The following is a 26,843-nucleotide window of genomic DNA, read 5'->3' as shown; positions in this document are numbered from 1 at the left end:
GTTTTTTATGGTGTTAAGCAAAGCTCAAATCGAGTGTTAACTTAGTGGCCTAGGGCCAATCATCACTGTTCCAGCGGTACAGCCAAGTGGCAGCGAGTGGCTTTTCATCTTTACGCAGTTGAATTCTGAGCTCTGCCACATTGGTACTTTCAGGCTCGAAAGTCACGAAAACGCGAGCACCATTGATATCCGGATGAGCCACTATGCGAGAAGACAGAATTTTGCCTTTGCTGATACTGGCATCAATGGTAATTTTTTCAATATCTTGCGGTTTAATATTGCTGTAATCGATCAGCAGTTCTTTGCCTTTGGCTTGCTTTTGTCCCTTGGAGCTGCGAACCACTCGCGCCTTAGTATTCGCACTGGGGCTATCGTTAGACGCTGTGATGCGATAGGAGTAACGATAGGGTTCACCTTGCTTTAAGCCGCCCTGAGGCTCCCAGTAGGTGACTATGTTGTCGTTGGTTTCGGCGCTCGATGGGATTTCCAGTAGCACTAACTGGCCTTTACCCCAATCGTTTAGCGGTTCAATCCAAGCAGAAGGACGTTGCTGATAGTTTGCGCTCAGATCTTCATAGTAATCGAAGTTACGATGACGTTGGATCAAGCCAAAACCTTTGATGTCCTCGTCGCCAAAGGCGCTGATCTGCAATTTATTTGGGTTATTAAGTGGGCGCCATAAGCGTTCGCCATTTCCGCGATCGATTTGTAATCCTTCGGAGTTATGTACCGCAGGACGATAGTCTGGCTTATCTGAAGTATCCAACCCGCCATAGAGGAACATCGAGGTCAGTGGTGCGAGGCCCACATGGGCGATGTCTTTGCGTGGGAATAGCGTGACATCCACTTCGACTCGCGTTGGTGCGCCAGGGTAAATACCGAAGCGGTAGGCACCAGTGACGCTCTGGCTGTCTAACAGCGCATGCACCACAATGGCGGTTTGATACTTAGAGGGGCGCTCTACCCAAAAACGCTTGAATAATGGGTATTCTTCACCTTTGGGCTGGGCCACATCGATAGCCAGTCCACGGTTAGATAAGCCATAAATTTGTCCTTTAGACAGCGCTCTAAAATAGCTCGCGCCTTGGAACATGATGAACTCGTCTTTCACCTCATCGTCATTGATAGGGTAGTGCAGGCGTACGCCCGCATATTGGCCAACCTGAGTGAGTAATTTTTCAATGGCGCCATTTGGGACACTAAAGGAGGACTCTGTTAGCTCGATGGGCAAGGCTTGGCTGTTTTCAACCACATCGATATCCACGAGGTTTTTGTATAAAAAACCGGGGGCAAAGAGTTGTACCGAAAACTTAGTGGGAGTGCCGCCCCAAATCGCGGCATTTTCTTGATAATTGATTTTGCCATAGGTCGCGTAATCAAGATCAATGAGTTCCTTAGGGGCTTTTCGGGCTTCTTTAAACGGTTTTTGTGCCAGTTGCTGGGCCAGTTCAATAACAGTGTCATGGGAGAAGGCCTTGGCTTTTTTCTCTTGAGTTGAGTCGGCGCCATAGGCGGGCACTAAGCTGCTGATGCCCATCATACAAGCGAGTAGAGAACCGAGAAAAAACTTAGGTTGGCTCGTTTTTCGCTGTGTGATAGGGGCTAAATGATTGATTGTTGAATGCAGTCGCAAAATAGGTACTCCTCACTTCAATGGGCTAAGGTGCAAGATTGGCACCCGTAACGTGCCCAAAACTCCCGATTTATAAATCACTTAGAATGCATTAGTTCGGGAAGTGTTTAGGGGTGGATGAAAATTTAATCTTGTTAATCAAAGTGTTCGACAACGAAATTAGAGCAGTTACTTAAGTGGTGCAAGTCTTTTCTCCCGCAGGATAAGTGCTGACCTTATCGGTTAAAACATCAGGTAGCTTGAGTGTTAACTTGGGATATTACTGCTATCCGGTTTGACCGCACGAGGTATAGTGGCCTCTTTTATATGACATTTTGCGGCATTTTATCGGCCAGCAAGTCTGATGACAAACTCACACTCGGTGGCCGATAGTAGCAGATTAGACGAGGCAATGCCGCCGAATAGATCTTATTTCAGTAAATGGGATAAATCGCTGCCCACAGGGATGGGGATTTCTTGCTGCTCACCACAGAATAAATAGGCCGGATTGTCACCGAGTAGGGATAAGGTTTCACCCTGACGCCAGAGTGCGCTGCCCTCGACAATACCCACAACTGGGGTGATAGGATCGACGCGAGTGAATTCGAGTAAGCGCTGGGCGCGGGTTTCGCCGTTATGTCCCGGTGCGCGGTAGTTTGAATAATGTGGATTTAACTGAAACGGCACAATATTTAGCGCGGTAAACGAAGGTGGCTCGATAATCGGCATATCGTTGGTGGTGCGAATGCTCAGTCCCGAGACGTTAGAGCCTGCGCTCCAGCCAATATAAGGCTTGCCATTCATCACTTCTTCACGAATAAGATGCACTAAATCATACTTATAGAGCTCGTGCAATAAATGAAAGGTGTTACCACCACCGATCAAAATGCCATCGGCATCTTTAATCGCTTGGCGCGGATCGGGATGCTGGTGAATGCCGCTGATATCGAGCCTAAGTTCACTTAATCCCGCTACGACTGAGGCTAAATAAGTGTCGTAACTCATGCTGACACCGGCATAGGGAATAAAAATCCATTTTTGGGCGTTAGTGGTGAGCGGTTTGATAAAGGGAATCGCATGGGAAAGGTAAGGCGTATCACCGACGCGTGAACTGCTAAGCAGTAGGGCATTGACTGTCATTTTTTTATCCTGAAATCTCGGAATGTGCTGGCATGTTAACAAAGTTTAATCGCGATAAACATAGATAAACGCACATGAATTTGGCTGTAACGCTGACAGAGCCTAGATTTAAGTTTAGATTAATACACTGTCCCTAGACTCACGAGCCATGAAAGGCAATGTCTAAATTGAGAGAAAAATTAGCGAGTAGAAAAACTCTTAGCTTTACCCCTTGAATTTCGATTAATTGGACATATTATGTCTTTGAGCAAAGTTAAATGGCATGTGTTTGCCGTAAAGGAGCTGAAATGAAGCGTATTTTTTTATTAATTGCGACTAACCTAGCCGTGTTGCTGGTAGCCTCAATTGTGATGTCTATTCTGGGCGTGAATACGTCTACTATGGGTGGACTGTTAGTGTTCGCTGCGATTTTTGGATTCGGCGGAGCCTTCATCAGCTTAGCCATTTCAAAATGGATGGCGAAAAAGACCATGGGCTGTGAAGTGATCACCACGCCACGTGATAGCACTGAGCGTTGGTTATTGGAAACGGTTGCCCGTCAAGCGCAACAAGCTGGAATTAAAATGCCAGAAGTGGCGATTTACCAGTCACCAGAAATGAACGCCTTTGCCACAGGCCCAAGCAAAGACAACTCATTAGTCGCCGTGAGTACCGGTCTGTTATACGGTATGAGCCAAGACGAAGTAGAAGGGGTTCTCGCCCACGAAGTGAGCCACGTCGCCAACGGCGATATGGTGACTCTGACCTTAATTCAAGGCGTAGTGAACACCTTTGTTATCTTTGCGGCGCGTGTTGTTGCGGGCATTATCAATAACTTCGTATCGAGCAACGATGAAGAAGGTGAAGGTTTAGGCATGTTCGCTTATATGGCGGTCGTGTTTGTCCTCGACATGTTGTTTGGTATCTTGGCCTCGATTATCGTGGCTTACTTCTCACGTATCCGTGAATACCGTGCTGACGAAGGTGCAGCACGTTTAGCGGGTAAGCATAAGATGATTGCAGCGCTTGAGCGTTTACGCCAAGGCCCTGAAAGCTCGGCAATGCCAGCACAAATGTCAGCCTTCGGTATTAACGGCAAGCGTTCAATGGCTGAGCTGATGATGAGCCACCCGCCATTAGAGAAGCGTATCGCCGCTTTACAGACCCGTTAATCGAGTCCACAATTTTGAAAAAGCCCATCGTAACGATGGGCTTTTTTGTATCCAACCTCTCTAACTAAGGCATGCTGAAATGTTTAAATCTGGCATGTCAGCTTGCCTAGCTCTCTACATTACGGTAGTCGTCATTTTATTGCTGTGGATGGCGGTGACGATCGCCACTGAAACGGAGCTCTGGCTCGATAAGCGTTTCGCTACTTGCCGCAACCCCTTGTAGTTCTTTCACTGTGGTATTGGGCGAAATCCCCAGGGTTTGGCGCCAGCTTTGGCCTTGCGTCATCGCTATTGGCTCGGGCAGGCTCGTGAGCAGGTTGATGCCATCAAGCTCTGGCAGCATGCCATCGATCACCAAGGCAGCGCGGTTCGCTAGGCTATCATCGCCAACTCTGCCCCTTTGTCCCCAGTCAACAATCACAGTATCTGCTGTGATCACGGCGGGCAGGTTAGTGACGGCCACATCGCGCTGGATTTGATAGCGATAACTCATCATGGCTTCTTCGAACAACATCGCCGCATCTTCACGGGTACTGGAATAGTTGTAAAAGTCATTGGCGATATCACCGGAGAAAAACGTACTCACATCCGAAGGTTGATAGGCTTTTTGGGCTGCAGTGGCTTTGGCGCCTAAGAAGCTCACCGCCGCAAGACCTGTCATCTCTGTGCTGGTGAGGGGATAGCTGCGACTCACTTGATCGGATATCAAACTCTTATTGGCATTTCTACGGCTATAGTCGTCCAACAATCTGGGGCCTGTGAGTGTGGCGTGTATGCTTCTTGGGAAGAAGTCATTGGCGTGGGCGAGCTCATGGTACAAGAGTGAGGCGAGATCGGGATTAATCTGACTGAGCGTGCGCGTGGCGCGCGTAGTGATTGGGAATCCCTGTGAAGCATATTGGTTATTTTTAACATAACGCCACGGCATGATGAAATTGAGCTCACTGCCAAAGTCGCTGCGATAATCTGGGGCTTCGTTAATGGTGTCGCGCTGGGTTGGCGTGAGCCACAAATCATTCGGGTCAAGATAAATCGCCCCTGTGACCACCCAATAAAACGAGGGGCGCACATCATAGCTTATCACCACGGCAGTGACCGATTGTAGTAGGCGGGCAAAATCGCTGCTCGGGTCCATTTGACGTAAAAATGCTTCGAAATTGTCTCCCATCCAATCGTGGGACACTAAGACGCGATCGAGAATAGTGTCGACATCGAGCGTATTTGAGACTTGGCCGATAAGCGGCAATTGATTGATAGTACAGGCTTCTTTTAACTGATTTGAGTACACACAGCTCGTTAAGGCGCTGGCATAGGGAGAAGCGGGATGATAAGCGTGGGTGCGTGCCACTGGCGTATCGAAGTAGCTCTTGGGGTCTATAGCGGGCGCAGCCGTGGTGAGCACATAGGCTTCGTCTGTCACGGTATTACCGTTAATCGTGGCCGATGCCCTAAGGCGAGTTAAGGTATCTTGAGCAACAGTGGCCGCAGTAAATAGGGGTCTAAAGGGATCGCTGATATCGAGACTGACACTGGGGCCCTCGGCGATACACCAATTGATGCTAGATGCACTAAGGCCGGCTTGTTGAGCGATGCGTAGGCTGACATCGTTACCCTCAACGGCTTGATGATCCTGACGAATGTTTAGCATTGCCCCCGCGCTGCTGTCGGCATTGATCGCTATATCAGCCGTTTCATCGATATTGCTGCCGCTGATATGTAAGCTAAAACGATAGCTGCCTGCTGCGGGGATATCGAAGGCTAATACTGGGCTATTTTGACTCACGAGTTCAATGCTGGGGCCTTCTAACTGTTGCCAGCGGAAGGTGAGAGCCTGTGAATCGCGATTCCCTAGGCTGGCAATAATGGCACTGGATTGTCCCGCCACATATTGAGGCTCAGTTTTAAAGCGGATGGCGCCTGAGTCCGTGGTCACTAGCGGAGTGACAGTGGCGCAGCGTGGCACGTTAGTGGTAGGTGGAGGGGTGACTGTACCACCATCATTATTATCTCCACCACCGCCGCCACAGGCACTGAGCGCGACGGCCGCCGCGATAATACTTAATCGACGTATTGGAACCCATATTCCCATCATGACTCACTCCAATTAACTCTATGTTATTGTTTTTGTAGTATGACTGGCTTGGTTGGCCGTCATTGCTTGGCATATCAACCGACTATAGCACGCTCTTTTGGTTACAAAAAGTGATGAAAGGTAAGTTAAATGTTGTCGGGTTGAGGGGGGGGTTTTGCCGAAAAGGGGTTAATACAACAGCGGATTTGGCTGTGAGTGAGGGTTATAAAAGCGGGGTTCGAATTTATAGAATTATGATGTTTCGAATCACAACATATTGAATCATGACATCTCTAATCACGACTTCTCGAAACAAAGAGCGCGGAGCGTTATTAAAACCGAACCGCGCTTGTTAATCTGAACTTGCTTATCTGAACTTGCTCATCGGCACTGGCTAATCGCGACTTGTTGGTCGCTGGCAGCGATGAGATTGATTGAAGCTCACAATCAGTCTTGTTTGTCGGACTTTTTCTTAAGACCTAGGCCAAGTTCACGCCCACGGATACGAGCATAAAATGGGAACGCGATTAACAGGGTGCCAATCAGCAGGACTTCGATAATGGCAAAGGTCAATGCATCGGTCGTGACATACAACAAGGTGAGGGCGTGCAGCATATATAAGCATAAAATAAAGCTGGCCCATGCATAGGTGTATGGGTTGCCCTTCAAAATTCCTCTTAACGGCAGCAACAGAGGTACTAGCCAGAGTAGGCTGAATAATAAGGTGTATTCCCCATTGAGGCCCTGACCAATAAACCAACCGCCCAGCAGGAGAACGAGGGCAAGGTAGCCTAAACGGCTCAGTGTCAGCAGAGTGCTTGAGGTCATGATGTTCCTATCTTAATCGCATCGAATGATGGTGAAATGGCCGAAGATTAGAGAATGTTCAGTACATTTTCCGGTGGACGACCAATGGCTGCCTGTTGATTGGCCAGTACGATTGGGCGTTCAATCAATTTTGGCGTCTTGACCATAGCATCGATCAGTTGCTCTTCGGTTAAGGCCGGATTGGCGAGTCCCTGTGCTTGATACTCGTCTTCCTTAGTGCGCATTAACTCACGGGCGCTGAGTTTGAGTGTGGCTAAAATTCCACGGATGTCGGCGGCGCTTGGTGGATTCTTAAGGTATTCCACGACTGTGATATCACAGCCTTGCTGCTCGAGTAGGGCTAAGGTTTCGCGGCTCTTTGAACAACGTGGATTATGGTAAATCGTTGCTTGGGTCATAGTACTTATGCTCAATCGGCTAAAACAATGGCGCGAATGATAGCAGAAAAAACAGCGCCCCGTCAGGATGTTCGGGGCGCAATTATAAGGGATTAGCTAATAGATGAAATAACAGAGCCGATTTTACTTCAGGGAATCCATCTCTTTATCCGCTTGTTTAAATTGGCGGATACGAGCTTCGATTCGTGCCAGTTGTAATGGATTGCCTTCCGAGGCGCGGTAGGCAAAGTTCAATTGATCGATAGCCCCTTTATAGTTAGCCCCCAGCGCCATCAACTCGGCATTGGAGAAATACTCCATTCCCTGATTGCCCAATTTTTTATAGGCAAGATTGAGCAGTTGATAGGGCAGTTGATTTTGCTTATCGAGGAAAATTATATCTTCTAGCAACGGGATAGCCTTCGCTGGCTCACCGGCCTCAATATAGATATTGGCTAAGTTCGCGTTAATTACCTGCGATGTGGGTTTCATCTTACGTTGCGCTTCGAGTAACTTAGTCGCCTTAGCATAATCCTTGCGCTCGTTGAGCAAATCCGTCTTGGTATCGATATAAAACAAGTTGTTATCATCGATTTTTAACAGTTCATCGACAATCTTTTCGGACTCGTCAAATTTCTTCAATCTAAACAGCGCTAAGGCTTTGCCGTAGAGGGCCGCTTCTTTAAAGCCGTAGGTTTGCTTATTGAGCTGCTTTTCAAACATGCTCAATACCGCATCGTCGCTGTAACTGGAAAAACGCACCTGGATACGGGCTTTAGCGAGCTGGAAGTTGAGATTATCCGGCACATAGCGGTGTGGATACTGGTGGGCGCGATCGCGCGCTTCGGAGATCCGTGACTCGGGTAATGGGTGAGTCAGCAACATTTGTGGCGGCGTAGTGGTAAAACGGTAACGACTGGCGAGTTTACCAAAGAAGTCGGCGGCTGCATTGGGGTCAAAACCCGCATCGACCAGAATCTGCATGCCAATCCGGTCGGCTTCTTTTTCATGCAGACGGGTATAGTTGATCTTCGATTGGGTCGCCATGGCTTGAGTGGTTGCCAGCGCGGCCATCCCCGCCTGCGGCACGGCGATGGTTAATAAAATGGCCCCGAGTAGCCCCGCAACGGTCGCCGGACCACTTTTTTGCTGCGCTTCGAGGGAGCGCGCCAAGTGACGTTGGGTCACGTGGGTAATTTCGTGGCCGAGCACTGAGGCCAGTTCACTTTCGTTATCGGCGTTAAGGAATAGCCCTGTGTGTACTGCAACGTGGCCGCCGAAGAAGGCAAAGGCGTTAATCTCATCGTTTTGCAGTAGGAAGAAATAAAAGGGCGTTTTAACTCCCGTGGCGTGGGCGACTAATTTATTGCCCAGTTCAGTCAAATATTGGCTCAATACCGGATCGTTCAGCATGGGCGCCGATGAGCGAATAACGCGCATATAGGCATCGCCATAGACCATTTCTTTTTCTAGGCTGAAGGTATTGACGGCGGCGGTGCCCAAGTCGGGCAAGTCGTTGTTGGCAAAACTCTTTGCGGCTCCACCGAGTAACATTAATGAAAGCACACTCGCCGCAAGGGGTTTACATCGGGTCAAAAACGTCAAATTACGCAAGTGGATCCTTTAATTCTTTTAATTGTCTCAACTAAGGCTAGGGTAGCACTTAGCTTGTAGTTTGAGTTGCAACTTAGGATAATAGCCCAAGTTCGTTCATAGCAAGTTCATTATGATTTTTATTGATTTAACATCATTTCGCTGCCCCGTTCCCTTGGTTAAGGTCAAACTTGCGTTGAAGTCTGTGTCTGCTGGCGACAGCTTACATATCCTACTCTCAGACCCAGGTTCCCGCCGAGATGTTCCCGCGTTTTTTAAAAAACAGGGGCATACCGTCGTGACATTGCAAGATGACGCCGGCCAATTAGGGCTATTAATCACAAAAGTTGATTTATCGCAGGGCTAAGCACGCCCAAAGCATGATTCAATGCCGCAGTAAAAATGGCCAGTTGGCTTAGCTGGCTGCAACTTCGCCTAGGCGTGTCGGTCATAGGTAGCAGTTAACTGATTTTCAAGCATATACACAGTAAAACGGATGCGATAAGGTTAACCACCAAAGCATAAGCATCTTTCCTGCGTTTTCGGAAAGCCAATCACCTCATTGGAACGAATTCATGTTTAGTTTTTTCTCTCGTTGGTATCAAGAGCGCTTTAGCGATCCTCAGGCGGTGACGCTGCTGGCCATTCTCGTGGGTCTTGCCCTTGTGTTGTATTTTGCGGGCGGCTTATTAGCGCCCTTGTTGGTGGCCTTGGTGCTGGCTTTCTTGCTTGAATGGCCTGTGGCACAAATGCTGAAATTGGGGATTAACCGCACGACGGGCGCTTCCTTAGTGCTAGTGCTGTTTTTAGGGATAGTGGTGGTGCTGACCTTTGGTCTTATCCCGAGCGTGTGGCGCCAAGGCGTGAGTCTGATGACAGATTTGCCGAGTATGATCGACAAGGGATTACAAACCTTGCAGGGATTAGCGACCCAGTATCCGCAGTTTGTCAGTTCAGATCAGCTCAATTTAATGGTCGCCGAGCTTAAAAAATTGCTCGACACCCAGCACCTGCTCGATATTGCTAAGCAACTGATTGGTTATTCGGCCTCCTTATTGGTGCTGATGGTGTACGCCATTTTAGTGCCCTTATTAGTGTTCTTCTTTCTTAAAGATAAAGACCAGCTGATCAGTGGCAGTAAACGTTTTTTCCCTACCAATCGACAGTTGGCCCGCAAGGTATGGTTTGAGATGCACCAGCAGATCTTCAACTATATCCGCGGCAAGGTGATTGAGATTGTGATTGTCGGAGTAGCAAGCTACATCTTCTTTGCCTTTATGGGGCTGAGATACTCGGCCTTACTCGGGGTGTTGACCGGCTTGTCTGTGCTCATTCCCTATGTGGGCGCGACCTTAGTCACCTTGCCCATCACCTTGGTGGCCTTCTTCCAGTGGGGGTTTAGCTCCGAGTTTGGTTATCTGATGTTAGGTTATGGCATTATTCAGGCGTTAGATGGCAACGTGCTGGTGCCTATCTTGTTTTCCGATGCGGTGGATTTACACCCCGTCATCATCATTGCCGCCGTGTTAGTGTTTGGCGGTTTATGGGGTGTTTGGGGCGTGTTCTTTGCCATCCCATTGGCGTCCTTGGTGAAAGCGGTGATCAATGCTTGGCCGAAAACCGAGATTGAACCTGTAGCGATAACACAGGTGAAGGCGGATTCGGCAGAAGCCTAAGCCGCTGGCAGTAGATAAAACTGATAGGTAAAAGCTAATAGATAAAAACTGAGCCAGAGCGCTCAGTTTTTTATCCACTAACTATTTGTACTAACCATTGTTGTTGTACTAACGATTGCGGCACTCATCATTGCTGTAATAGATGCTGCGCGGTGGCAGCGAGGGCGCGATAGACCAAGGTCGTTTGCTTGGCTTTTATATTCCAATGCTGCCAATAGAGGGGCACCCGAATGCGTTTTTCTGGGGTGAGTTCAATCAATATGCCTTTGTCTATCAAAGGTTTTGCCTGTAAGTGCCCGACTAAACCATAACCTAGACTTAAGTTAATCGCCTCTAAAAAACTCTCCGATGAGGGAATGCTGTGTTGCCACCATTGGCCTGGCAACATTTGAAAATACTGGGCGAGGTACTTTTCATGCATTTTATCTTTGGTTGAAAACACCACGGCAGGGGCTTTCGCGAGCTGCGCTTGGGTAATTTGAGCGCCGAGATCATCGCTATTTTTTGCCCATTCGAAATAACGCGCCGCAAATGCTGGGGTCGCGACACACATATATTCCATGGTCCCTAAAAACTCGCTGCTACAACCGGCCATGGGGTTGGCCGTTGTAGTCACACAACCGACGGCCTCACCATTTTTCAATAGGTGATGGGTGTAGGACTCATCATCGACAATCAATTCCAGCAGCCAGGCATGTCGGCTGAACATATCGGCCAAGGCGGGTAAAAACCATGTCGCTAAACTGTCGGCATTGACGGCAATCCGCACCGTCGTGGGATGGTTTGGGTCATCGGCATCTAACTCGGCTCTCAATTCACTCTCGAGTAATTGCACCTGAGAATAGTGGCGCAATAAACGTTTACCCGTGGGAGTCGCCACCACGGGCGTCGAGCGAATAAGTAAGGATTGGCCGACTCGTTCTTCTAATTGTCTAACGCGCTGTGACACTGCCGATTGAGTGATATGCAACACTTTGGCGGCGCGCTCGAAGCCGCCTTCGGAGACGACGACCGCAAGCGCTTTAAGATTGGCGTATTCCAACATGATTGCTGTCCTTAAAATTATTAATTTTACTTATGATACATAAAAAACATTAGTTATATTAATTTTGTTGTTTTGTCTATGCTAGCGCCTTCTTCAGACATGAGAGGTAGTTATGCAAACGGCGTTTATACAAGGTATGGGCATAGGTGGTAGTTTGATTATTGCCGTAGGGGCGCAAAATGCCTTTGTGCTAAAGCAGGGGATTAAGCGAGCTTATCCTTTGCCGATTGCGCTGCTTTGTTCAATCATCGATGCCTTAATGATCACTGCGGGGGTGGCGGGGCTTGGGCACATTATCGAAGCCTTCCCGACTATCAAACATGTGGCCAGTTTTGGTGGGGCCGCCTTTTTGATTTGGTACGGCGCTAATGCACTTAAGGCCTCGTTTGTCGCTAAAGGGATGGAGATGGATAATGCGCAAAATGGTGACACTTTGCGTAAGGCCGTGCTGACCACGCTTGGGATCAGCCTGCTTAATCCACACCTTTATTTAGATACCGTTGTGCTGCTGGGGAGCATTAGTACTCAGTTCGAAGATGCCCATCGTCCTTGGTTTGGTGCGGGCGCGGTATTGGCTTCGTTTATTTGGTTCTTCAGCCTAAGTTTTGGTGCGCGTTTATTGGCGCCGATATTTAGCCGCCCAGCGGCGTGGCGATACTTAGACCGCTTTATTTGGTTGACCATGTGGAGCATTGCCGCGGCAATTATTTGGCCTTATCTGGCCTAATCTTGGGCAACTAAGCAGCATCCGCTTGAATTTATTCCACAAATCAGGTTGATTTTTAGACGCAAGCTGAAAATTTTTCATGAAAAAAGGCCCTGACAAAGGGCCTTTTTGCGTTCAACTGCTAATTTTTTGTGCGCTGTGTTGAGCCGCGAGACATTAATGCGGCACTAAAGTGCGCAATTAACCAGCAACTTGCGCCAGCACAACTTGGTGATGATCGCTGGTTTTAAACTTATCGAACACATGGGCAATGGTGCCGTCGGTGTTGATGAGGAAACTCAATCTATGGATACCGTCGTAGATTTTGCCCATAAATTTCTTCTCGCCCCACACGCCAAAGGCATCGGCGACGCTGTGGTCTTCATCGCTAAGCAGGGTAAAGTTAAGCGACTGTTTTTCTGCAAACTTAGCTAATTTAGCTACGGGATCAGGGCTAATGCCAAGCACGGTCACTTTGTGGCTGTCGAGTTCGGCTTTGCTGTCACGTAAACCACAGGCTTGCACTGTGCAGCCAGGGGTTGAAGCCTTAGGGTAAAAGTAGACTAAAACCGGGCCGCGCGTTAAGCATTCTTGTAGGGAAACTGCATTACCCTGTTGATCTTGAAGGGTAAATAGCGGCGCTTTCGCGCCAGCGGTTAATGTGTTCATCAATTATCCTCTATCGCTTCTTGAGGGGGTGCCTTCCATGCGTCTAATGGTGCAATCCAGTGCCATTTCTTCAGAGAGTTGATAGATACTCTTTTCGAGCTTTTCTAGTTCAACTTTTTCAGGAATATTGATGGTTAACGAAATCGTCTGGGTTTGCTCACCGTTGTCGAGTTCTTCAGAGAAAGAGCGTACTGCGGCTAAGTCTAAGGAACGGTCGGCGAGGAACTGGGTGATAAGCTTCATGGTGCCGCGCTGATCCTTACCGGTAAAGCGCACTTCAAGGCGTGAAAGGTAGTTTTGCGGCGTATGTTTAGAGGTGCGCTTCATCACTGTCATCAGTTCTAATTCAACACTGAGACTCGGGAGCAGGCTTTCAATTTTCGTTATGGATGCCCACGAACCTGACAACATCATGATTAAGGTAAATTCGTTACCAAATAATGCCATACGGCTGTCGACGATATCGCAGTCACAGTCGCTGGCAAGCCGAGCTAGTTTACTTACGAGTCCAGGACGGTCTACGCCCATTGCGGTTACGACCAGGAAATTGGTCATGAATTGTCCTCACTTTTTCGATATCATAGAGCGAAAACTCGAGACTGAGTGCCGAGTTTTTGTGCGGGATGTAATGCTACCATAACTAATTCAATTTGAGAGCCCCGTTAGTGCTTGTCATTAATGGTTGGCATCAGTACCATAGCGAATCCTGAAATTTTGGGGAAGTCAGATGATAAACGGAAGCATCGTAGCCTTAATCACGCCAATGAACAGTGATGGCTCAGTAGATTTTGCAAGTCTTGAAAGGTTAGTCGAATTCCATATTGACCAAGGCACAGACGCCATCGTCGCCGTGGGTACCACAGGCGAGTCAGCGACTCTGCCAATGAATGAGCACGTTACTGTGGTCGCGCAAACCGTTAAGTTTGCCGCAGGCCGTATTCCTGTGATTGGTGGCAATGGCGCGAATGCGACATCTGAAGCAATCGAACTCACCAAGTCTTTATCTAAAGTTGGAGTTGCTGCCATGCTTGGCGTGACACCTTACTACAATAAACCCACGCCTAAGGGTTTAGTCGCACACTATAAAGCTGTAGCGGCAAGCACTGATATTCCGCAAATTCTCTATAACGTACCAGGCCGCACCGCGGTGGATATGAAGCCCGAAACTGTGGCTGAGTTAGTGGGCGTGAGCAATATCATTGGCGTAAAAGAAGCCACGGGCGATGTATCACGCGTTAAGCGTTTACGTGAGCTTTGTGGTAACGACTTTATGTTGTATAGCGGCGATGATGCAACGGCGCGGGAGTTTTTACTCCTTGGCGGTAATGGCGTGATTTCGGTTGCCAACAATATAGTGCCAAAAGCCTTTAAAGCCATGTGTGATGCAGCACTTGCGGGCAATGCCGAATTAGCGGCGAGCATCGATGAGCCGCTACGTGGTCTGTATACCACACTGTTCTGCGAAGCGAACCCAATCCCTGTGAAGTGGGCCGCCCACCGTATGGGTCTTATCGAGTGTGGTCATATTCGTTTACCTTTGACTGAACTTTCTGAGCAATGTCATGGTCTGTTGTTAGATGCAATGACTCGCGCCCAGATAGAGGTTAAATAATTAATGTTAAAGAAAGTCACCCCACTGTTCCTAGTTGCTGCCGTTGCAGCTTGTAGCTCGCCATTAGAGCGTCGCCAAGCAAACGGCGGTGAAGACTATGTGCAGGCCGAGCAAGCGCCAATGCTGAAGATCCCCGAGGGATTAAAAGCACCGCCATATAATAAAGAATTTGAAGTGCCTAACTTAGGGCCAAAGGCGAATTCTGCGCTGGTTGGTAAAAACCTCGATATCCGTCCTCCACTACAAGTACTGCCAATGGCAGAAGGTACGCACGTGGAAGAGGGCAGCGATAACATTAAGATCGTGGTTGAATCGATTGATAACAGCGTCGATCTTAAGCAAGAGATCTTCACTAACTTAGATGGTTTCTTTGCTAAGCAAGGCATCAGCATTCGCAACCGTGATTTCGATAAAGGCAGTATCGAAACCGATTGGATTGAAAACACGGAAGTGCTGGAATCGAGCCTGTGGGGCTCTGATAAAGAGTATCTGCTGCGTCAACGCTATCGCTTCGACGTAGAAACTCGTCCGCACGGTCGTACCGCTAACATAGTGATCCACTTGGTTGAACACCAAGAGTTTTACGACGGTAAAGAGCAAGATGTCCTGTTAAGTAGTGAAGATAAACAGCGTTACACCATCGACATGCTCAACAGCTCTATCGCTTACATGAGTGTGAAGCGCGATCAAGCGATTCAAGCGAACCGTTTGAAGCAGACCTTAGGGATCAATGTGGATTTAGTGACGCCTGAAGAAGGTGCTGCTTACTGGTCCGCGAAAGCGCCATACAAACAAGTGTGGGATCGTCTGCGTATCGTGCTGCCAGAAATGGGCTTTGAAATTGCCGATATGGACAGCGCCAAGGGACTTTACTTCATTAAGTTTACCGACAACTCTGGTTTCTGGAGTTCGTTGTGGAACGACAAGCAATTGGCCTTGAAGGAAGGCAGTTACCGCATACTGCTTGAAGACGGCGATAGCTCAGAGGAAACCAAAATCCTGCTGCGCGACGGTGAAGACCAACCATTGTCGAATGACGTCGTGACCAATGTGTATCAGTCACTGTCGAACCTGATGAAAGAAGAGCGCAAACTGCGTTAATCCTACCTCAGTCAACAAAAGGGCGATTTAATCGCCCTTTTTTGTGCCTGCCATTTGAGCGCCGCTATGCTCACCTTGTGCGTTAACTATACAGAATGATGCTTCAGAATATTTCTGGCGTATATCAATATTTAAAGCATGGTTTTAGATAAAGTGTTTTCAATTTTGACTTTTGTTGAAGCAATTCGCTAAAAGTGCCAATTATCCTACTGCATTCTTAATCCTGATTATCCTTTCTGACTCGAATTGCCATTTATTACATATTTTATGCAGTTGGCGTAATTTGTAAGAAAAAGTAAAACGTATTGATGCAATGATGCGAGTGGGTAAACTAGCCGTCACTAATGCGAGTCATCATCATTTGGAAGCCAGATGAAAAAAATCATAATTATCATCGCTATTTTGGCTGCGGGCTGGTTTGGATACCAAAGTATGCAACCCCAAGCTCCGCAGAAAGCTAATGTTAAGCTCACCCCTAATGTGGTCATCGCGACTGCCGCTATGGCGCCTGTGCGTGACGAAGTTGAAGCCATAGGCACCAACAAGGCCTATGAGTCTGTCACTATCACGCCTAAAGTCACCGATGTGGTCACCTCACTCAAATTTGATGATGGAGATATCGTTAAGAAGGGCGACTTATTGGTGCAACTGCAAAATGCCGAGCAGATAGCCAAAGTGAAAGTGGCGCAGGTGAAGGTGAGTGATAATCAACGCGAGTTAGCGCGGATCAGCTCTCTGGTGACCAGTCGCACTGTGGCAGAGTTAGAGCGTGACCGCCTGCAAACTTTAATCGATACCACCCGTGCCGAGTTAGAGCAGGCACAATCATCCCTGAATGATCGCAGCATAGTTGCGCCCTTTAATGGTCGTTTAGGCCTGCGCCAAGTGAGTGTGGGTAGCCTAGTGACTCCGGGTACTGAGATCACCACACTCGATGATATCTCTAAGATTAAATTAGACTTTTCGGTGCCTGAGCGCTTTATTCAAGACTTACAGCCCGGCAAACAAGTCGAAGCCAAAGCCGTAGCGTTTCCCGATGAAATCTTTAAAGGCAAAGTGATTTCTATCGATAGCCGCGTTAATCCAACCACTCGCGCCGTGATTGTGCGCGCCGAAATCCCAAATCCAGATTTACGTTTACTGCCCGGCATGCTGATGAAGGTGAAACTCATCAAGCGCAGCCGTGAGGCCTTGATGTTGCCTGAGTCGGCGATTATCCCAATCCAAAAAGAGCACTTTGTTTACAGCGTCAATAAGGACAATGTGATTGAGCGTAAGCAAGTCACCATTGGTATTCGTACCCGCGGCTGGGTCGAAATCCTCGGTGGTTTAGAGATTGGTGAAAATGTGGTGATCCGCGGGCTACTCAAAGTGCACCCAGGCGATGTGGTCAAAACCGAATTGGCTGAGAAGTTTAGCTATCTTTCCGATGCTAATGCGGAGCCAAGTGTATGATCCTGACAGATCTTTCCGTTAAACGACCGGTATTTGCCTCGGTTATTAGCTTATTGCTGGTGGCCTTTGGTTTAGTGGCATTCGATAAGTTACCGCTACGGGAATACCCTAACATCGACCCGCCGATTGTTTCGATTGAAACCAACTATCGCGGCGCCAGTGCCGCCGTGGTTGAGAGCCGTATCACCCAGCTGATTGAAGATAGGATCAGCGGCGTCGAAGGTATTCGCCATGTGAGTTCATCGAGCAGCGATGGTCGCTCGCAGGTGACCTTAGAGTTCGATATCAGCCGCAACATTGAAGATGCGGCCAACGACGTACGCGACAGAATTTCGGGCCTGTTAGATAACTTACCCGAAGAAGCCGATCCCCCAGAGGTACAAAAGGCCAACGGTGGCGATGAAGTGATTATGTGGCTCAACCTAGTGTCGGATCAAATGACCACATTAGAGCTGACCGATTACACCCGTCGTTATTTATCCGACCGTCTGTCCGTGGTGGACGGGGTGTCGATGATCCGTATCGGTGGTGGCAAAGTTTACGCCATGCGCGTGTGGCTCGATAGACAAGCCCTTGCATCCCGAAGCCTTACAGTTGCTGATGTTGAAGCCGCGTTAAGGGCTGAAAACGTTGAGTTGCCCGCAGGTTCGCTCGAGTCCAAGGAGCGCCACTTTACCGTGCGTTTAGAGCGTAGTTATCGCACCGCCGAGGACTTTGCCAATTTGGTGATTTCCCAAGGCGAAGACGGCTATTTAGTCAAACTTGGCGATGTGGCAAAGGTGGAAATTGGCTCGGAAGAAGAGCGCATCATGTTCCGCGGCAACAAGGAGGCCATGATCGGTCTTGGTGTGTCGAAACAGTCGACCGCCAACACCTTAGAAGTGGCCCGCGCCGTTAACGCCTTAGTCGATAAAATCAATCCAACCTTACCCGCTGGCATGTCGATTAAACGCAGCTACGACAGCTCAGTGTTTATCGAAGCCTCGATTAAAGAGGTATACCAAACCCTATTCACCGCCATGGTGCTGGTGATCATCGTGATTTATCTGTTCCTTGGCAGCGTGCGCGCCATGTTAATCCCTGCTATTACCGTGCCCGTGTCTTTGCTCGGGACGTTTATCGTCCTCTATGCGCTAGGATACACAATCAACCTGTTGACGCTGCTTGCGATGATCCTCGCCATCGGTATGGTGGTAGACGATGCGATTGTGATGTTGGAAAACATTCACCGCCGTATCGAAGAAGGGGATTCACCCTTAAAGGCGGCATTCTTGGGTGCCCGTGAAGTGGCCTTTGCGGTTATCGCCACCACCTTAGTGCTAGTGGCGGTATTTATGCCGATCACTTTCCTAGAAGGGGACTTAGGTAAGCTCTTTAAGGAGTTTGCGGTGGCCATGAGCGCGGCGGTGATCTTCTCCAGTATCGTGGCCTTAACCTTAAGCCCGATGATGTGTTCTAAGCTGCTTAAACCCGCGTCGCAGGATTCGTGGTTAGTGCGTAAGGTCGATAGCATTATGACGGGGATTTCCCGTGGCTATCAAAGCTCGCTTGAGAAGGCGATGGCAAGACCTGTGCTGATGTCGATATTAGTCTTGATTGCGCTCGGGAGCAGTGTGCTGCTCGCCCAAAAAGTGCCGCAGGAATTTGCGCCGCAGGAGGACCGGGGTTCGTTATTTTTGATGGTGAACGGGCCGCAGGGTGCGAGTTACGAATATATCGAATCCTACATGAACGAAGTGGAAAACCGGTTAATGCCGTTGGTGGACTCGGGAGACATTAAACGCTTGCTGATCCGTGCGCCCCGTGGCTTTGGCCGCGCCGCCGACTTCTCTAATGGTATGGCGATTATCGTGCTCGAAGATTGGGGACAACGTCGCCCGATGAAAGAAGTGATCGGCGATATTAACAAGCGCCTCGCGGATTTAGCCGGTGTGCAAGCTTTCCCTGTGATGCGTCAAGCCTTTGGCCGTGGCGTGGGTAAACCTGTGCAGTTTGTGATTGGTGGCCCAAGCTACGAAGAGTTGGCCCGCTGGCGCGACATTATGATGGAAAAGGCGGCGGAAAATCCTAAATTGCTTGGCCTTGACCACGACTATAAAGAGACCAAACCGCAGCTTAGAGTCGTGATCGACAGGGACAGGGCGGCCAGCCTTGGGGTATCGATTTCCAATATTGGTCGCACTTTAGAATCGATGCTGGGCTCGCGTTTAGTCACCACCTTTATGCGCGATGGCGAAGAGTATGATGTGATTGTGGAAGGGGAACGCAGTAACCAAAATACCGCGGCCGATCTGCAAAATATCTATGTTCGCTCTGAACGGACCAAGGAGTTGATCCCACTGTCGAACTTAGTAACGGTCGAAGAGTTTGCCGATGCCAGCTCCCTTAACCGTTATAACCGTATGCGGGCGATCACTATAGAAGCCAGCTTGGCGGATGGTTATAGCCTAGGTGAGGCGCTGGATTACCTCAATCAGGTGGCGCGTGCTTATCTGCCTGCGGAAGCTGTGATCAGCTACAAGGGACAATCTTTGGATTATCAAGAGTCTGGCAGCTCAATGTACTTTGTGTTCCTGCTGGCGCTGGGGATTGTATTCCTAGTATTAGCGGCGCAGTTCGAAAGCTATATTCACCCTATGGTGATCATGCTGACGGTACCGCTGGCCACGGTTGGCGCCTTGATTGGGCTGTGGTTTACGGGCCAGAGTCTCAATATCTACAGCCAGATTGGGATTATTATGCTGGTGGGCCTTGCGGCGAAAAACGGTATTCTTATCGTCGAATTTGCCAACCAGTTGCGGGATAAGGGCGTCGATTTCGACCGCGCCATTATTCAAGCCTCTTGTCAGCGTTTACGCCCCATCCTAATGACGGGGATTACCACTGCCGCAGGCGCAGTACCTCTGGTATTGGCCGCTGGTGCGGGGGCGGAAACCCGCTTCGTGATTGGTGTGGTGGTGCTTTCGGGCATTATGCTGGCGACCTTGTTCACTATCTTTGTGATCCCAACCGCCTACGGTCTCTTTGCCCGTAACAGCGGTTCGCCAGAAGCGATTGCCCAGCAATTAGATAAGGAGTTGGCGCAGGATTAATTCCACGCGAACGCTTAGCTAAATAGGCGCTTAAGTTCACTTAAGCGCCTATTTTATTGTCATCCCAAAACCACCGCCTCTGGCGGTGGTGATTGTCCCTTAAGGCTATAGCCTGAATAACGCCCATGTTAAAAGAGACCTTCTTATTCACCACAAGTAAGAGGAAACGAGAAACATGGGCGATTACAGAAGTTCATCACATGTTTACTGGCGTTGTAAATATCATATCGTTTGGACGCCTAAGTACAGATTCAAAATTCTAAAAGGTAACCTTGGTAAAGAGCTCTACAGGTCGATTTATATTCTATGCAATATGAAAAGTTGTGAGGTCTTAGAATTAAACGTCCAGATAGATCATGTGCATCTAGTCGTGATAATTCCGCCAAAGTTGTCAGTATCCACATTAATGGGGATATTGAAGGGTAGGAGCGCAATAAGGCTTTTTAACAAATTCCCTCATGTTCGCAAGAAGTTATGGGGAAATAGCTTTTGGGCGAGGGGTTATTTTGTTGATACGGTAGGCGTAAATGAGGAAATCATAAGACGCTATGTTCGCCATCAAGATAAGCAAGATCTAGAGCATGATGCTCAATTGTCGCTACAGATGAAGTAGGTGTAAGGAAATAGCCCCTTCCAGGGGCAAATCAAAGCCGCCTTCTAAGAAGGCGGATTCTTTACTTGGGCTAAATCACTTTGGGCGAAATCACTTTGGGTTAACGTCAATGGCTTGAATATAGCGAAAGGAGGTTTTCTCAAAGCCAATGGACTCATAGTAGACTTGGGTCTGCTCGCGGCGCATAGAGGTGGTGACCTCAAGCTGGTGACAACCCCGCTCACTTGCTCTGTCTTTGGCAAAGTCAATCAGCTGCGTCCCCACGCCTAAGCCTCTACTGGCCTCAGTCACTACTAAAGCAGTAATGCGGCAGATTTTCTGCTGCGAGGGAAAATAATCAAAAAAGATCAAACTTATCAACCCAAACACGACTCCCTCAGACTCGGCGAGATAGATTTCATCCGATCTTTTAGGAGCATCGAGATACTGCTTTAATTGTGCCTCGCTGGCACTGTAACCCAGCTGCAGCAGTAAGTTAGCCATGGCGTTAAGGTCTGTTATCTGTGCTTGTCTAATTGCAATAAAGCCCATCATGCTTCCTTATTCTGCCCAGTCCCAAGATTTCTGTTAAGCATGTATTCTGCTAAGGCGCGACTTTCGGCTGAAGCACTATTGGCCAAGGCGTGATAGACACCCATTTGGTCTTCTCGCTTTCTGTGTTGTCCTAATTTTTCCTTCGCTTGAATCGAATCGACAATTACGCGAAAGCCGACAATCGCCTGCGAGAGTTTGTCGACATACTCAGCAGGCATTATGGCTGCATTTCCCGATAGGCTAGGTTCATATTTTTCGATTAATTTGTCTATGGCTTTGGCGGCTGCGCTTGCATCTAAGATCTCGACTCTGCCAGTGCAGTGAACTGCAGCATAGTTCCAAGTGGGTACCGCAGGACCACTAGCGTACCAAGTGGGTGAAATATAGGAATGCGGCCCAGAGAACACCACTAGTACCTGTTGACCATCGAGCTGCTGCCAATGACCATTGGCTTTTGCCATATGACCATAGAGATACTCTTGCCCATCCTCGGCCGCTTCATAAAGTAGAGGTAAGTGGGTCGCTTCTAAGGAAGGGGAGATGAGCAGTCCAAAACCAAATTGGTTAATTAAGTCGGCTATCGCTTGCTTATCGTGGAGAGCCATATTTTTAGGGATATACATGTCAAGCCTTGTCATATTGGGAGTATTAGATGATAGAAAGTTTTTCTTACTTCCCATCTGTTTGGATCTTAACTGTTTAATTTCGCTTGCTGAGTGTCTTAAAAATGTTATGTCTGCTCTCGAGATGTCATTAACGCATAAAAAATCCCACACTCATGGCGAAACCGACAAGCACAATAAAACCCCGCAACAGAGATTGGGGAATGCGATAAGCTAGCGCGGCGCCAAGATAGCCGCCAATAATCGCCATAATGGCAAGCAGTAATAGATACTGCCCGTCAATCAGATTTCCTAGGGCGTAAATCACCACAGCAATGGTGGTGAGTAGGGCGGAGAGTAAATTCTTAAGCCCGTTCATCCCATGTAATTGGGTCTGGCCGAGTAGTCCAAAGGTGGCGAGTAAAATGATCCCTAATCCCCCATTAAAATAGCCGCCGTAAATACAGACGAGACTCAGAATCATCATTGCAGTCAGTGGCTTGACGGTATTCATACGAGTGATGCTGGCATTCGCTAAGCGTTTTTTCAGTAACCAAGGTCCACCAATAAAGGCGAGTGTGGCCAGCAAAATCAGCCAAGGGACGAGATTAGCGAACACTTGCTCGCTGGTGCTTAGCAGAATCGCCGCGCCTAGGCATCCGCCCGCAATGGCGATCAGGCACAGGGTTTTTAGGTTAAGATTTGCAGGATATTCAATCTCTTTTCGAAAACGCCAAGCACTGGCAAGGTAACCGGGAAGCAGGGCGGCGGTGCCCGTCGCGTTAGCCAACAGTGGCGGTACACCCACAAACACAAGGGCAAATAAGGTGATAAAGCTGCCGCCGCCCGCCACCGCATTTAACATGCCGCCGAGTAAGCCTGCGAGGGCGATCAGTAACCAGTCCATAGTGAATGCTCCGCTGCCATTGTCGTGCTGAACTAGAACGTCAATTGCTTATAAAAACATCACCTTAACAGTAAGTGATTTAGATGAAAAGCCATCAATATAGTAAGCGGCGGCAGATTGATGGCTTTGTTACGGGGGGGAATCCGGTTTAGGCATAAAGCCTTGGCATTAATTGTTCTGCCGCTAGATTCATCTAACGTTATTAAGGCTTGGCACTGATGTATTTATTCTGCATGGAACAGTCCTGAAGCAAATATCGCGGTGGCTATGGCCAAGTATTGATCGCTAAATACTTCTTCTTCCCAGCAATGTTGCCCACGCTCTTGATAGTACACATGGTAGCTGGCATTCGATGGCGTAGCGACGCAGTACCAACCATCAAAGGTCTGCTTGCTAAAGTTGACCCAATACTGCGCATCCGCTTGTTTGATCTGCTGGACTAGCGCTTCATCTTGCGCCAATAGCGCCGCCAGTTCGGCTGCGCTGGTGAGTTTGTGTTCGGTTTTTAACTGATTGAGTAGTGCTTTGAGTGTCATTATTGAAGGCCTTTTATCCTGAGGCGCTATGTTAGCGAATGGCTGAGGTAATCGAGGATTCGATTAAAGCGTCAAAAACATCGGCTTGGCCTGCGGGGATCAGTTGCCGATGAATTTCGCGGCGCTTTGTACTGTCAAATAAACGCTCCGCTACCCAACCCGTTAAATAGAGTGAGGACAGGCAACCTCCCGCAGTGGCAATATTGCCATTGATCACCAGAGCGGAGTCTTCCACCTCCACGCCCATGGCCACTAATGCGGGTTTGGCATCGGGATGCGTCGTCGCCGAAATATTGTCGAGTAAGCCTAACTTCGCAAAGAAGAATGAGCCCGCACAGATACTGCCAAGTAATTGCCGCGAGGGATCTAATTTAAGGGCCGACATAAACTCAGGATCCGCAAGTGCGGCAGGTACGCCTTTGTAGCCACTGCTGAATAATACCACGTCAGCATCGGCGACTTGCGCGACATGACCATGGGTTTCTACCGTCATTCCCAAACTCGACCTGTGGCTAGGTTTGGTGCCTAGCACTTTGACTGTCCAATCGGTTGTTGTGCGGCCGAGAATATCGCGCATTAAAAAGAAATCGATATCGGTAAATTCATCAAATATCACAATCGCAATCTGGTACATCCTTTGTCCTCTCGTTTGTATTCTGGTTAATGTGTCGGTTAACACGTCATCGGCCGCATCATCAATCCGCCGCTCCCTGTCGTTGCAACATAATCACCCATATGTTTGTGACTGTGTTTATTAAGTGTGGGGGAGTAATAAAGTCACATACTAAAATGGCAGCGAGCTCATAGGTACGCTGCTATTTCTAAACCCATTATGCCCCAAAACGAGATAAGTTCGTCGTCAGGTGTGTAGGATTAATTGTCATTGTTTCCCCAGTGACACGCCGTGAATATGTCCCTATAGGCTCAACGGCGACATCCATGTCGCCAACGGTCACTGTTGTAACAATGGCAATTTTGACGGCCATTGCACTGTTCATTTGGCAAAAAAGCTAATTGACCCATTCCGTGTTTCGCATGACTGAACTGGCTCTGCTTGGTACTAGCTTGTTGATCTAATTTTTGTAATGTTAGAAAGTGTCTACGATGTTAGTGGCGATTCAAAGAGTACCGTGACTAGGTTGAGTGAACGAAGAAATATAGAGTCCGTCGCCATCCGGAGCAGTATCATTAACTAGCACCTAGAAATACGAGGTCATGTTTTCGGGGATGTGATAGGAATCAACATTAGCAATAGGTGCATGGTTAGGTTTTACTGATACGCGCACAGTGCCAATTGCAGACCCTCCCTTCAAAATATTATTTCTTGGATGAATATCAACTATTTCGTATTGAAAAACGTCATCACCTTCAAAGCCTGAAGTTGGCGTATATTGAATAGAATTACCGACTATTTCTGCTATCCCATGCTGAGCGGGTGTTACTGAGTTAACCTTAAGTAAGTCGCCGTCATCATCGAGATCATTTTGAGCAACATGTATATACATTGCTTTTCCAAGAGAAGTTACAACATCATCTACTGCTACAGGAATCGCATTGTCGGCCGTAGAACAACCTCGAAAGTCCCAACACGAATATACTAAACTGGTAGCCACATTTCTTTTAGATATAACCTTGCCACCTTTTATTAAGGGATACATGGTTAATTGTTTTATTTTCAATGCTGTATTTGATTGTAGTTTTGCAAAATCAGCTTCAGGAATGGAGAATGTAATTCTGTTAACCCCCTTCTTCAGTTCAATGTCAGGATTGCCATAGACTCCGACATGCTCGTCACCGACAGTGGTTATTGTCGCCGAATAGCCAAACTTTGCTGTTGCGGGAAGTGTATCAACCTCAAAAGAAACGTCTATCTTCTCGATGAAACGGCTATCTTCACTGTTAATAGGCTCGAATATCACATTGCCTAAATAAAGTAAATCGTCACGCTCCCAGGAATCATTTTTAAAATATGAAGTAATGTAAAAATTATCTTTATCTTGAATCCTCACATAACCATAATCAAGCCAGAAATGTGCAACTGTAAATTTACCTGAATATCCTAACCTCCTGAGTTCCTCCCCTTTAAACGTTACAGAAATTTTATTTTCTGTAGCATCCATTTTGCGACCAGCAAAAAATTTAGTGCCATCTTCGGTCTCTAGCGTAACCCTGTTATAATAAAATCCTGTAGATTGAAATGGGCCAGCAGTCTCAAACTCCAATCTGAGTTCATCAATATAACCGTCTTTATCCAAGTCAACCAAGACTTCTTCAACCTTACCAGTCACATATACTTGCGGGAGTATAGAAATAAAATTTTGAGTTACACTCATCTCAAACAACTCACCGCTTAGATTAGTGCCTTGTATTCTGACAAGCACAGCGTACTCCCCCTCAACCTCAGGGGTGAAAAAAGCATGATAACTCCCATCTCTAGCTTTGAAGTCCATTCCAGAGCCATCATCTACAGCTATAATCTTGCTGACTACAGCACCATCTTTCACAAATTCAAAAGAGGCTTCGGCTGTAGCCAGTGGAACGCTATCATCATACAGTTGCACATAAACAGGAAAGATATTTCCTACGCTAATTGGTTTTTTATTTGGACCAACTTCACCAAGTGTCAATGCAAAATTTATTTTTGATGTAGGGAATTTTATTCTGATTGGAATTAGATTTTGAGTGCCACTCGCCTTTCCTGTAATGACATATTTACCTGAGGCAACATTATTGAGCTCTATGATAATGCTATTTTCTAACGAAATTAAGTGTTCTTCCGGAGTCAATGGGGTAAAGAATAAAAAGTTACAATTGTAACTTGAAGCATTCTCGGAGTTAATGACAACTCCACTCGGGGTAATTAACCGAATATCGCTAACATTTGTATCAGAAACCATAGAGATCGAAATGACAAACTTGTCAAGAGCAGGTGACAGAAATGATGTTGAAAACTCACCATTTATAATCTCGCCTGACTTATGAATCTGTATGCTTTGTGGTATTGAACTAGCACTAAAAGTATAGAGCGCAGCTAAGATACCTAATAATATATTTAAAATCAGCTTGTTCATTTCAAATTACTCCAACCCAACATGACATAACGATCAATTTTCAGACTGAATTGTAAGTCAAAGGTTTTTGCATCATCGCTCAAGATATATACATCATTATCTTGACCTTTATCCGAAACAACAAACGTATTTGATGGGGTGTTAATTGTATCGAAACTAAATGGCGATTTGCCTACATGCGAAGGATATTCAGCAGATTTTATGTATGCAGAAAAGAGTAACACAGCAACTAGAGCAATTAATTTAAACATAAATACATCCTTGTACATTGTTAATGAGATAATAGTCTCGATTATTAAGCTAGAAAGCTCACCAACTTTTGTCAACGCGACAAATCGATCGCGGCAGATGTTGGGGCCAAAATTGGGGTTTGACTTAATTGACAGCAACATTTAATTACTGAGTAAAACTCCAATATTTTTGGGTCAAGTTTGCCAACTTTCTTTATGAGT

26 protein-coding genes are annotated in these 26,843 nt (G+C 47.6%); 9 read left to right on the top strand and 17 right to left on the bottom strand.

Annotated features, from left to right (window positions below; genetic code table 11):
* Positions 1-49: 49 nt before the first annotated feature.
* Positions 50-1,633 (bottom strand): glucan biosynthesis protein G, encoded by a 1,584-nt coding sequence (locus tag SHEWMR4_RS12365; RefSeq protein WP_011623114.1) that lies wholly within the window; start codon positions 1,631-1,633, stop codon positions 50-52.
* 408 nt (positions 1,634-2,041) lie between these two features.
* Entirely contained in the window at positions 2,042-2,752 is a 711-nt protein-coding gene (gene pepE / locus SHEWMR4_RS12360) for a dipeptidase PepE (RefSeq protein WP_011623113.1), read from the bottom strand.
* 287 nt (positions 2,753-3,039) lie between these two features.
* On the opposite strand from pepE, the gene htpX reads away from it, so the two are divergent.
* Positions 3,040-3,903: a protease HtpX gene (htpX, locus tag SHEWMR4_RS12355; RefSeq protein ID WP_011623112.1), complete on the top strand. Its 864-nt coding sequence runs from the start codon at positions 3,040-3,042 to the stop codon at positions 3,901-3,903.
* A 136-nt stretch (positions 3,904-4,039) separates the two neighbouring features.
* Here the strand turns inward: htpX and SHEWMR4_RS12350 are convergent, their stop codons facing one another.
* The 4 genes from SHEWMR4_RS12350 to SHEWMR4_RS12335 all read right to left on the bottom strand — a co-directional run bounded on the left by SHEWMR4_RS12350 (position 4,040) and on the right by SHEWMR4_RS12335 (position 8,793).
* Positions 4,040-5,992, bottom strand: coding sequence for a hypothetical protein (locus SHEWMR4_RS12350; RefSeq protein WP_041409078.1), 1,953 nt, complete (start codon positions 5,990-5,992; stop codon positions 4,040-4,042).
* A gap of 429 nt (positions 5,993-6,421) precedes the next feature.
* On the bottom strand, positions 6,422-6,802 hold the full coding sequence (locus tag SHEWMR4_RS12345; RefSeq protein ID WP_011623110.1) for a DUF2069 domain-containing protein: 381 nt from the start codon (positions 6,800-6,802) through the stop codon (positions 6,422-6,424).
* Between the two features lie 47 nt (positions 6,803-6,849).
* Positions 6,850-7,200 (bottom strand): arsenate reductase (glutaredoxin), encoded by a 351-nt coding sequence (arsC, locus tag SHEWMR4_RS12340; protein WP_011623109.1) that lies wholly within the window; start codon positions 7,198-7,200, stop codon positions 6,850-6,852.
* Between the two features lie 123 nt (positions 7,201-7,323).
* Entirely contained in the window at positions 7,324-8,793 is a 1,470-nt protein-coding gene (locus tag SHEWMR4_RS12335; RefSeq protein WP_011623108.1) for a M48 family metalloprotease, read from the bottom strand.
* 112 nt (positions 8,794-8,905) lie between these two features.
* Here SHEWMR4_RS12335 and SHEWMR4_RS12330 point away from each other — a divergent pair, with 112 nt between their 5' ends.
* Together SHEWMR4_RS12330 and SHEWMR4_RS12325 are read left to right on the top strand one after the other, a co-directional pair.
* Positions 8,906-9,139 carry a sulfurtransferase TusA family protein gene (locus tag SHEWMR4_RS12330; RefSeq protein WP_011623107.1) on the top strand — a complete coding sequence of 78 codons (234 nt, stop codon included), beginning with the start codon at positions 8,906-8,908 and terminating at the stop codon, positions 9,137-9,139.
* A gap of 208 nt (positions 9,140-9,347) precedes the next feature.
* The gene (locus SHEWMR4_RS12325) at positions 9,348-10,448 is read left to right on the top strand and encodes an AI-2E family transporter (protein WP_011623106.1); all 1,101 of its coding nucleotides are present in this window, start codon (positions 9,348-9,350) and stop codon (positions 10,446-10,448) included.
* 127 nt (positions 10,449-10,575) lie between these two features.
* Here the strand turns inward: SHEWMR4_RS12325 and SHEWMR4_RS12320 are convergent, their stop codons facing one another.
* Positions 10,576-11,493, bottom strand: a complete 918-nt coding sequence (locus tag SHEWMR4_RS12320) for a LysR family transcriptional regulator ArgP (RefSeq protein ID WP_011623105.1) — start codon at positions 11,491-11,493, stop codon at positions 10,576-10,578.
* A gap of 112 nt (positions 11,494-11,605) precedes the next feature.
* Between SHEWMR4_RS12320 and SHEWMR4_RS12315 the strand changes: the two genes are divergently transcribed.
* Positions 11,606-12,220: a LysE/ArgO family amino acid transporter gene (locus SHEWMR4_RS12315; protein WP_011623104.1), complete on the top strand. Its 615-nt coding sequence runs from the start codon at positions 11,606-11,608 to the stop codon at positions 12,218-12,220.
* 180 nt (positions 12,221-12,400) lie between these two features.
* Here SHEWMR4_RS12315 and bcp read toward each other — a convergent pair whose 3' ends face one another.
* Positions 12,401-12,868, bottom strand: a complete 468-nt coding sequence (bcp, locus tag SHEWMR4_RS12310) for a thioredoxin-dependent thiol peroxidase (RefSeq protein ID WP_011623103.1) — start codon at positions 12,866-12,868, stop codon at positions 12,401-12,403.
* Between the two features lie 3 nt (positions 12,869-12,871).
* Entirely contained in the window at positions 12,872-13,423 is a 552-nt protein-coding gene (locus SHEWMR4_RS12305; RefSeq protein ID WP_011623102.1) for a glycine cleavage system protein R, read from the bottom strand.
* Positions 13,424-13,595: 172 nt separating this feature from the next.
* On the opposite strand from SHEWMR4_RS12305, the gene dapA reads away from it, so the two are divergent.
* From dapA to tnpA, 5 genes are all read left to right on the top strand, one after another.
* On the top strand, positions 13,596-14,480 hold the full coding sequence (gene dapA, locus SHEWMR4_RS12300) for a 4-hydroxy-tetrahydrodipicolinate synthase (protein ID WP_011623101.1): 885 nt from the start codon (positions 13,596-13,598) through the stop codon (positions 14,478-14,480).
* 3 nt (positions 14,481-14,483) lie between these two features.
* A complete protein-coding gene (gene bamC, locus SHEWMR4_RS12295) occupies positions 14,484-15,581 on the top strand; it encodes an outer membrane protein assembly factor BamC (RefSeq protein ID WP_011623100.1) in 1,098 nt (365 codons plus the stop codon).
* A 372-nt stretch (positions 15,582-15,953) separates the two neighbouring features.
* A complete protein-coding gene (locus SHEWMR4_RS12290) occupies positions 15,954-17,036 on the top strand; it encodes an efflux RND transporter periplasmic adaptor subunit (RefSeq protein ID WP_011623099.1) in 1,083 nt (360 codons plus the stop codon).
* Positions 17,033-20,128 carry an efflux RND transporter permease subunit gene (locus tag SHEWMR4_RS12285; protein ID WP_011623098.1) on the top strand — a complete coding sequence of 1,032 codons (3,096 nt, stop codon included), beginning with the start codon at positions 17,033-17,035 and terminating at the stop codon, positions 20,126-20,128. The genes SHEWMR4_RS12290 and SHEWMR4_RS12285 overlap by 4 nt, the downstream gene beginning before the upstream one ends.
* A 175-nt stretch (positions 20,129-20,303) precedes the next feature.
* Entirely contained in the window at positions 20,304-20,741 is a 438-nt protein-coding gene (tnpA, locus tag SHEWMR4_RS12280) for an IS200/IS605-like element ISShes4 family transposase (RefSeq protein ID WP_011623097.1), read from the top strand.
* Between the two features lie 90 nt (positions 20,742-20,831).
* Here tnpA and SHEWMR4_RS12275 read toward each other — a convergent pair whose 3' ends face one another.
* The 8 genes from SHEWMR4_RS12275 to SHEWMR4_RS20810 all read right to left on the bottom strand — a co-directional run bounded on the left by SHEWMR4_RS12275 (position 20,832) and on the right by SHEWMR4_RS20810 (position 26,642).
* Positions 20,832-21,272, bottom strand: a complete 441-nt coding sequence (locus SHEWMR4_RS12275) for a GNAT family N-acetyltransferase (RefSeq protein WP_011623096.1) — start codon at positions 21,270-21,272, stop codon at positions 20,832-20,834.
* The gene (locus SHEWMR4_RS12270) at positions 21,272-21,898 is read right to left on the bottom strand and encodes an FMN-binding negative transcriptional regulator (RefSeq protein WP_041408795.1); all 627 of its coding nucleotides are present in this window, start codon (positions 21,896-21,898) and stop codon (positions 21,272-21,274) included. The genes SHEWMR4_RS12275 and SHEWMR4_RS12270 overlap by 1 nt, the downstream gene beginning before the upstream one ends.
* A 130-nt stretch (positions 21,899-22,028) precedes the next feature.
* Entirely contained in the window at positions 22,029-22,784 is a 756-nt protein-coding gene (locus SHEWMR4_RS12265) for a sulfite exporter TauE/SafE family protein (protein ID WP_011623094.1), read from the bottom strand.
* A 224-nt stretch (positions 22,785-23,008) separates the two neighbouring features.
* A complete protein-coding gene (locus tag SHEWMR4_RS12260; RefSeq protein WP_011623093.1) occupies positions 23,009-23,320 on the bottom strand; it encodes a hypothetical protein in 312 nt (103 codons plus the stop codon).
* Between the two features lie 31 nt (positions 23,321-23,351).
* On the bottom strand, positions 23,352-23,954 hold the full coding sequence (locus SHEWMR4_RS12255) for a DJ-1/PfpI family protein (RefSeq protein ID WP_011623092.1): 603 nt from the start codon (positions 23,952-23,954) through the stop codon (positions 23,352-23,354).
* A 484-nt stretch (positions 23,955-24,438) separates the two neighbouring features.
* The gene (locus SHEWMR4_RS21270; RefSeq protein WP_413540390.1) at positions 24,439-24,519 is read right to left on the bottom strand and encodes a hypothetical protein; all 81 of its coding nucleotides are present in this window, start codon (positions 24,517-24,519) and stop codon (positions 24,439-24,441) included.
* A complete protein-coding gene (locus SHEWMR4_RS12250) occupies positions 24,520-26,391 on the bottom strand; it encodes an Ig-like domain-containing protein (RefSeq protein WP_011623091.1) in 1,872 nt (623 codons plus the stop codon).
* Positions 26,388-26,642 (bottom strand): hypothetical protein, encoded by a 255-nt coding sequence (locus SHEWMR4_RS20810; protein ID WP_176370361.1) that lies wholly within the window; start codon positions 26,640-26,642, stop codon positions 26,388-26,390. Before SHEWMR4_RS20810 ends, SHEWMR4_RS12250 begins: the two co-directional genes overlap by 4 nt.
* Positions 26,643-26,843 lie beyond the last annotated feature (201 nt).

The organism is Shewanella sp. MR-4 (assembly GCF_000014685.1).
Classification (GTDB): Bacteria; Pseudomonadota; Gammaproteobacteria; order Enterobacterales; family Shewanellaceae; genus Shewanella.
The sequence above is the reverse complement of the archived record's forward strand: the minus strand, read 5'-3'. Positions and strand labels throughout refer to the sequence as shown.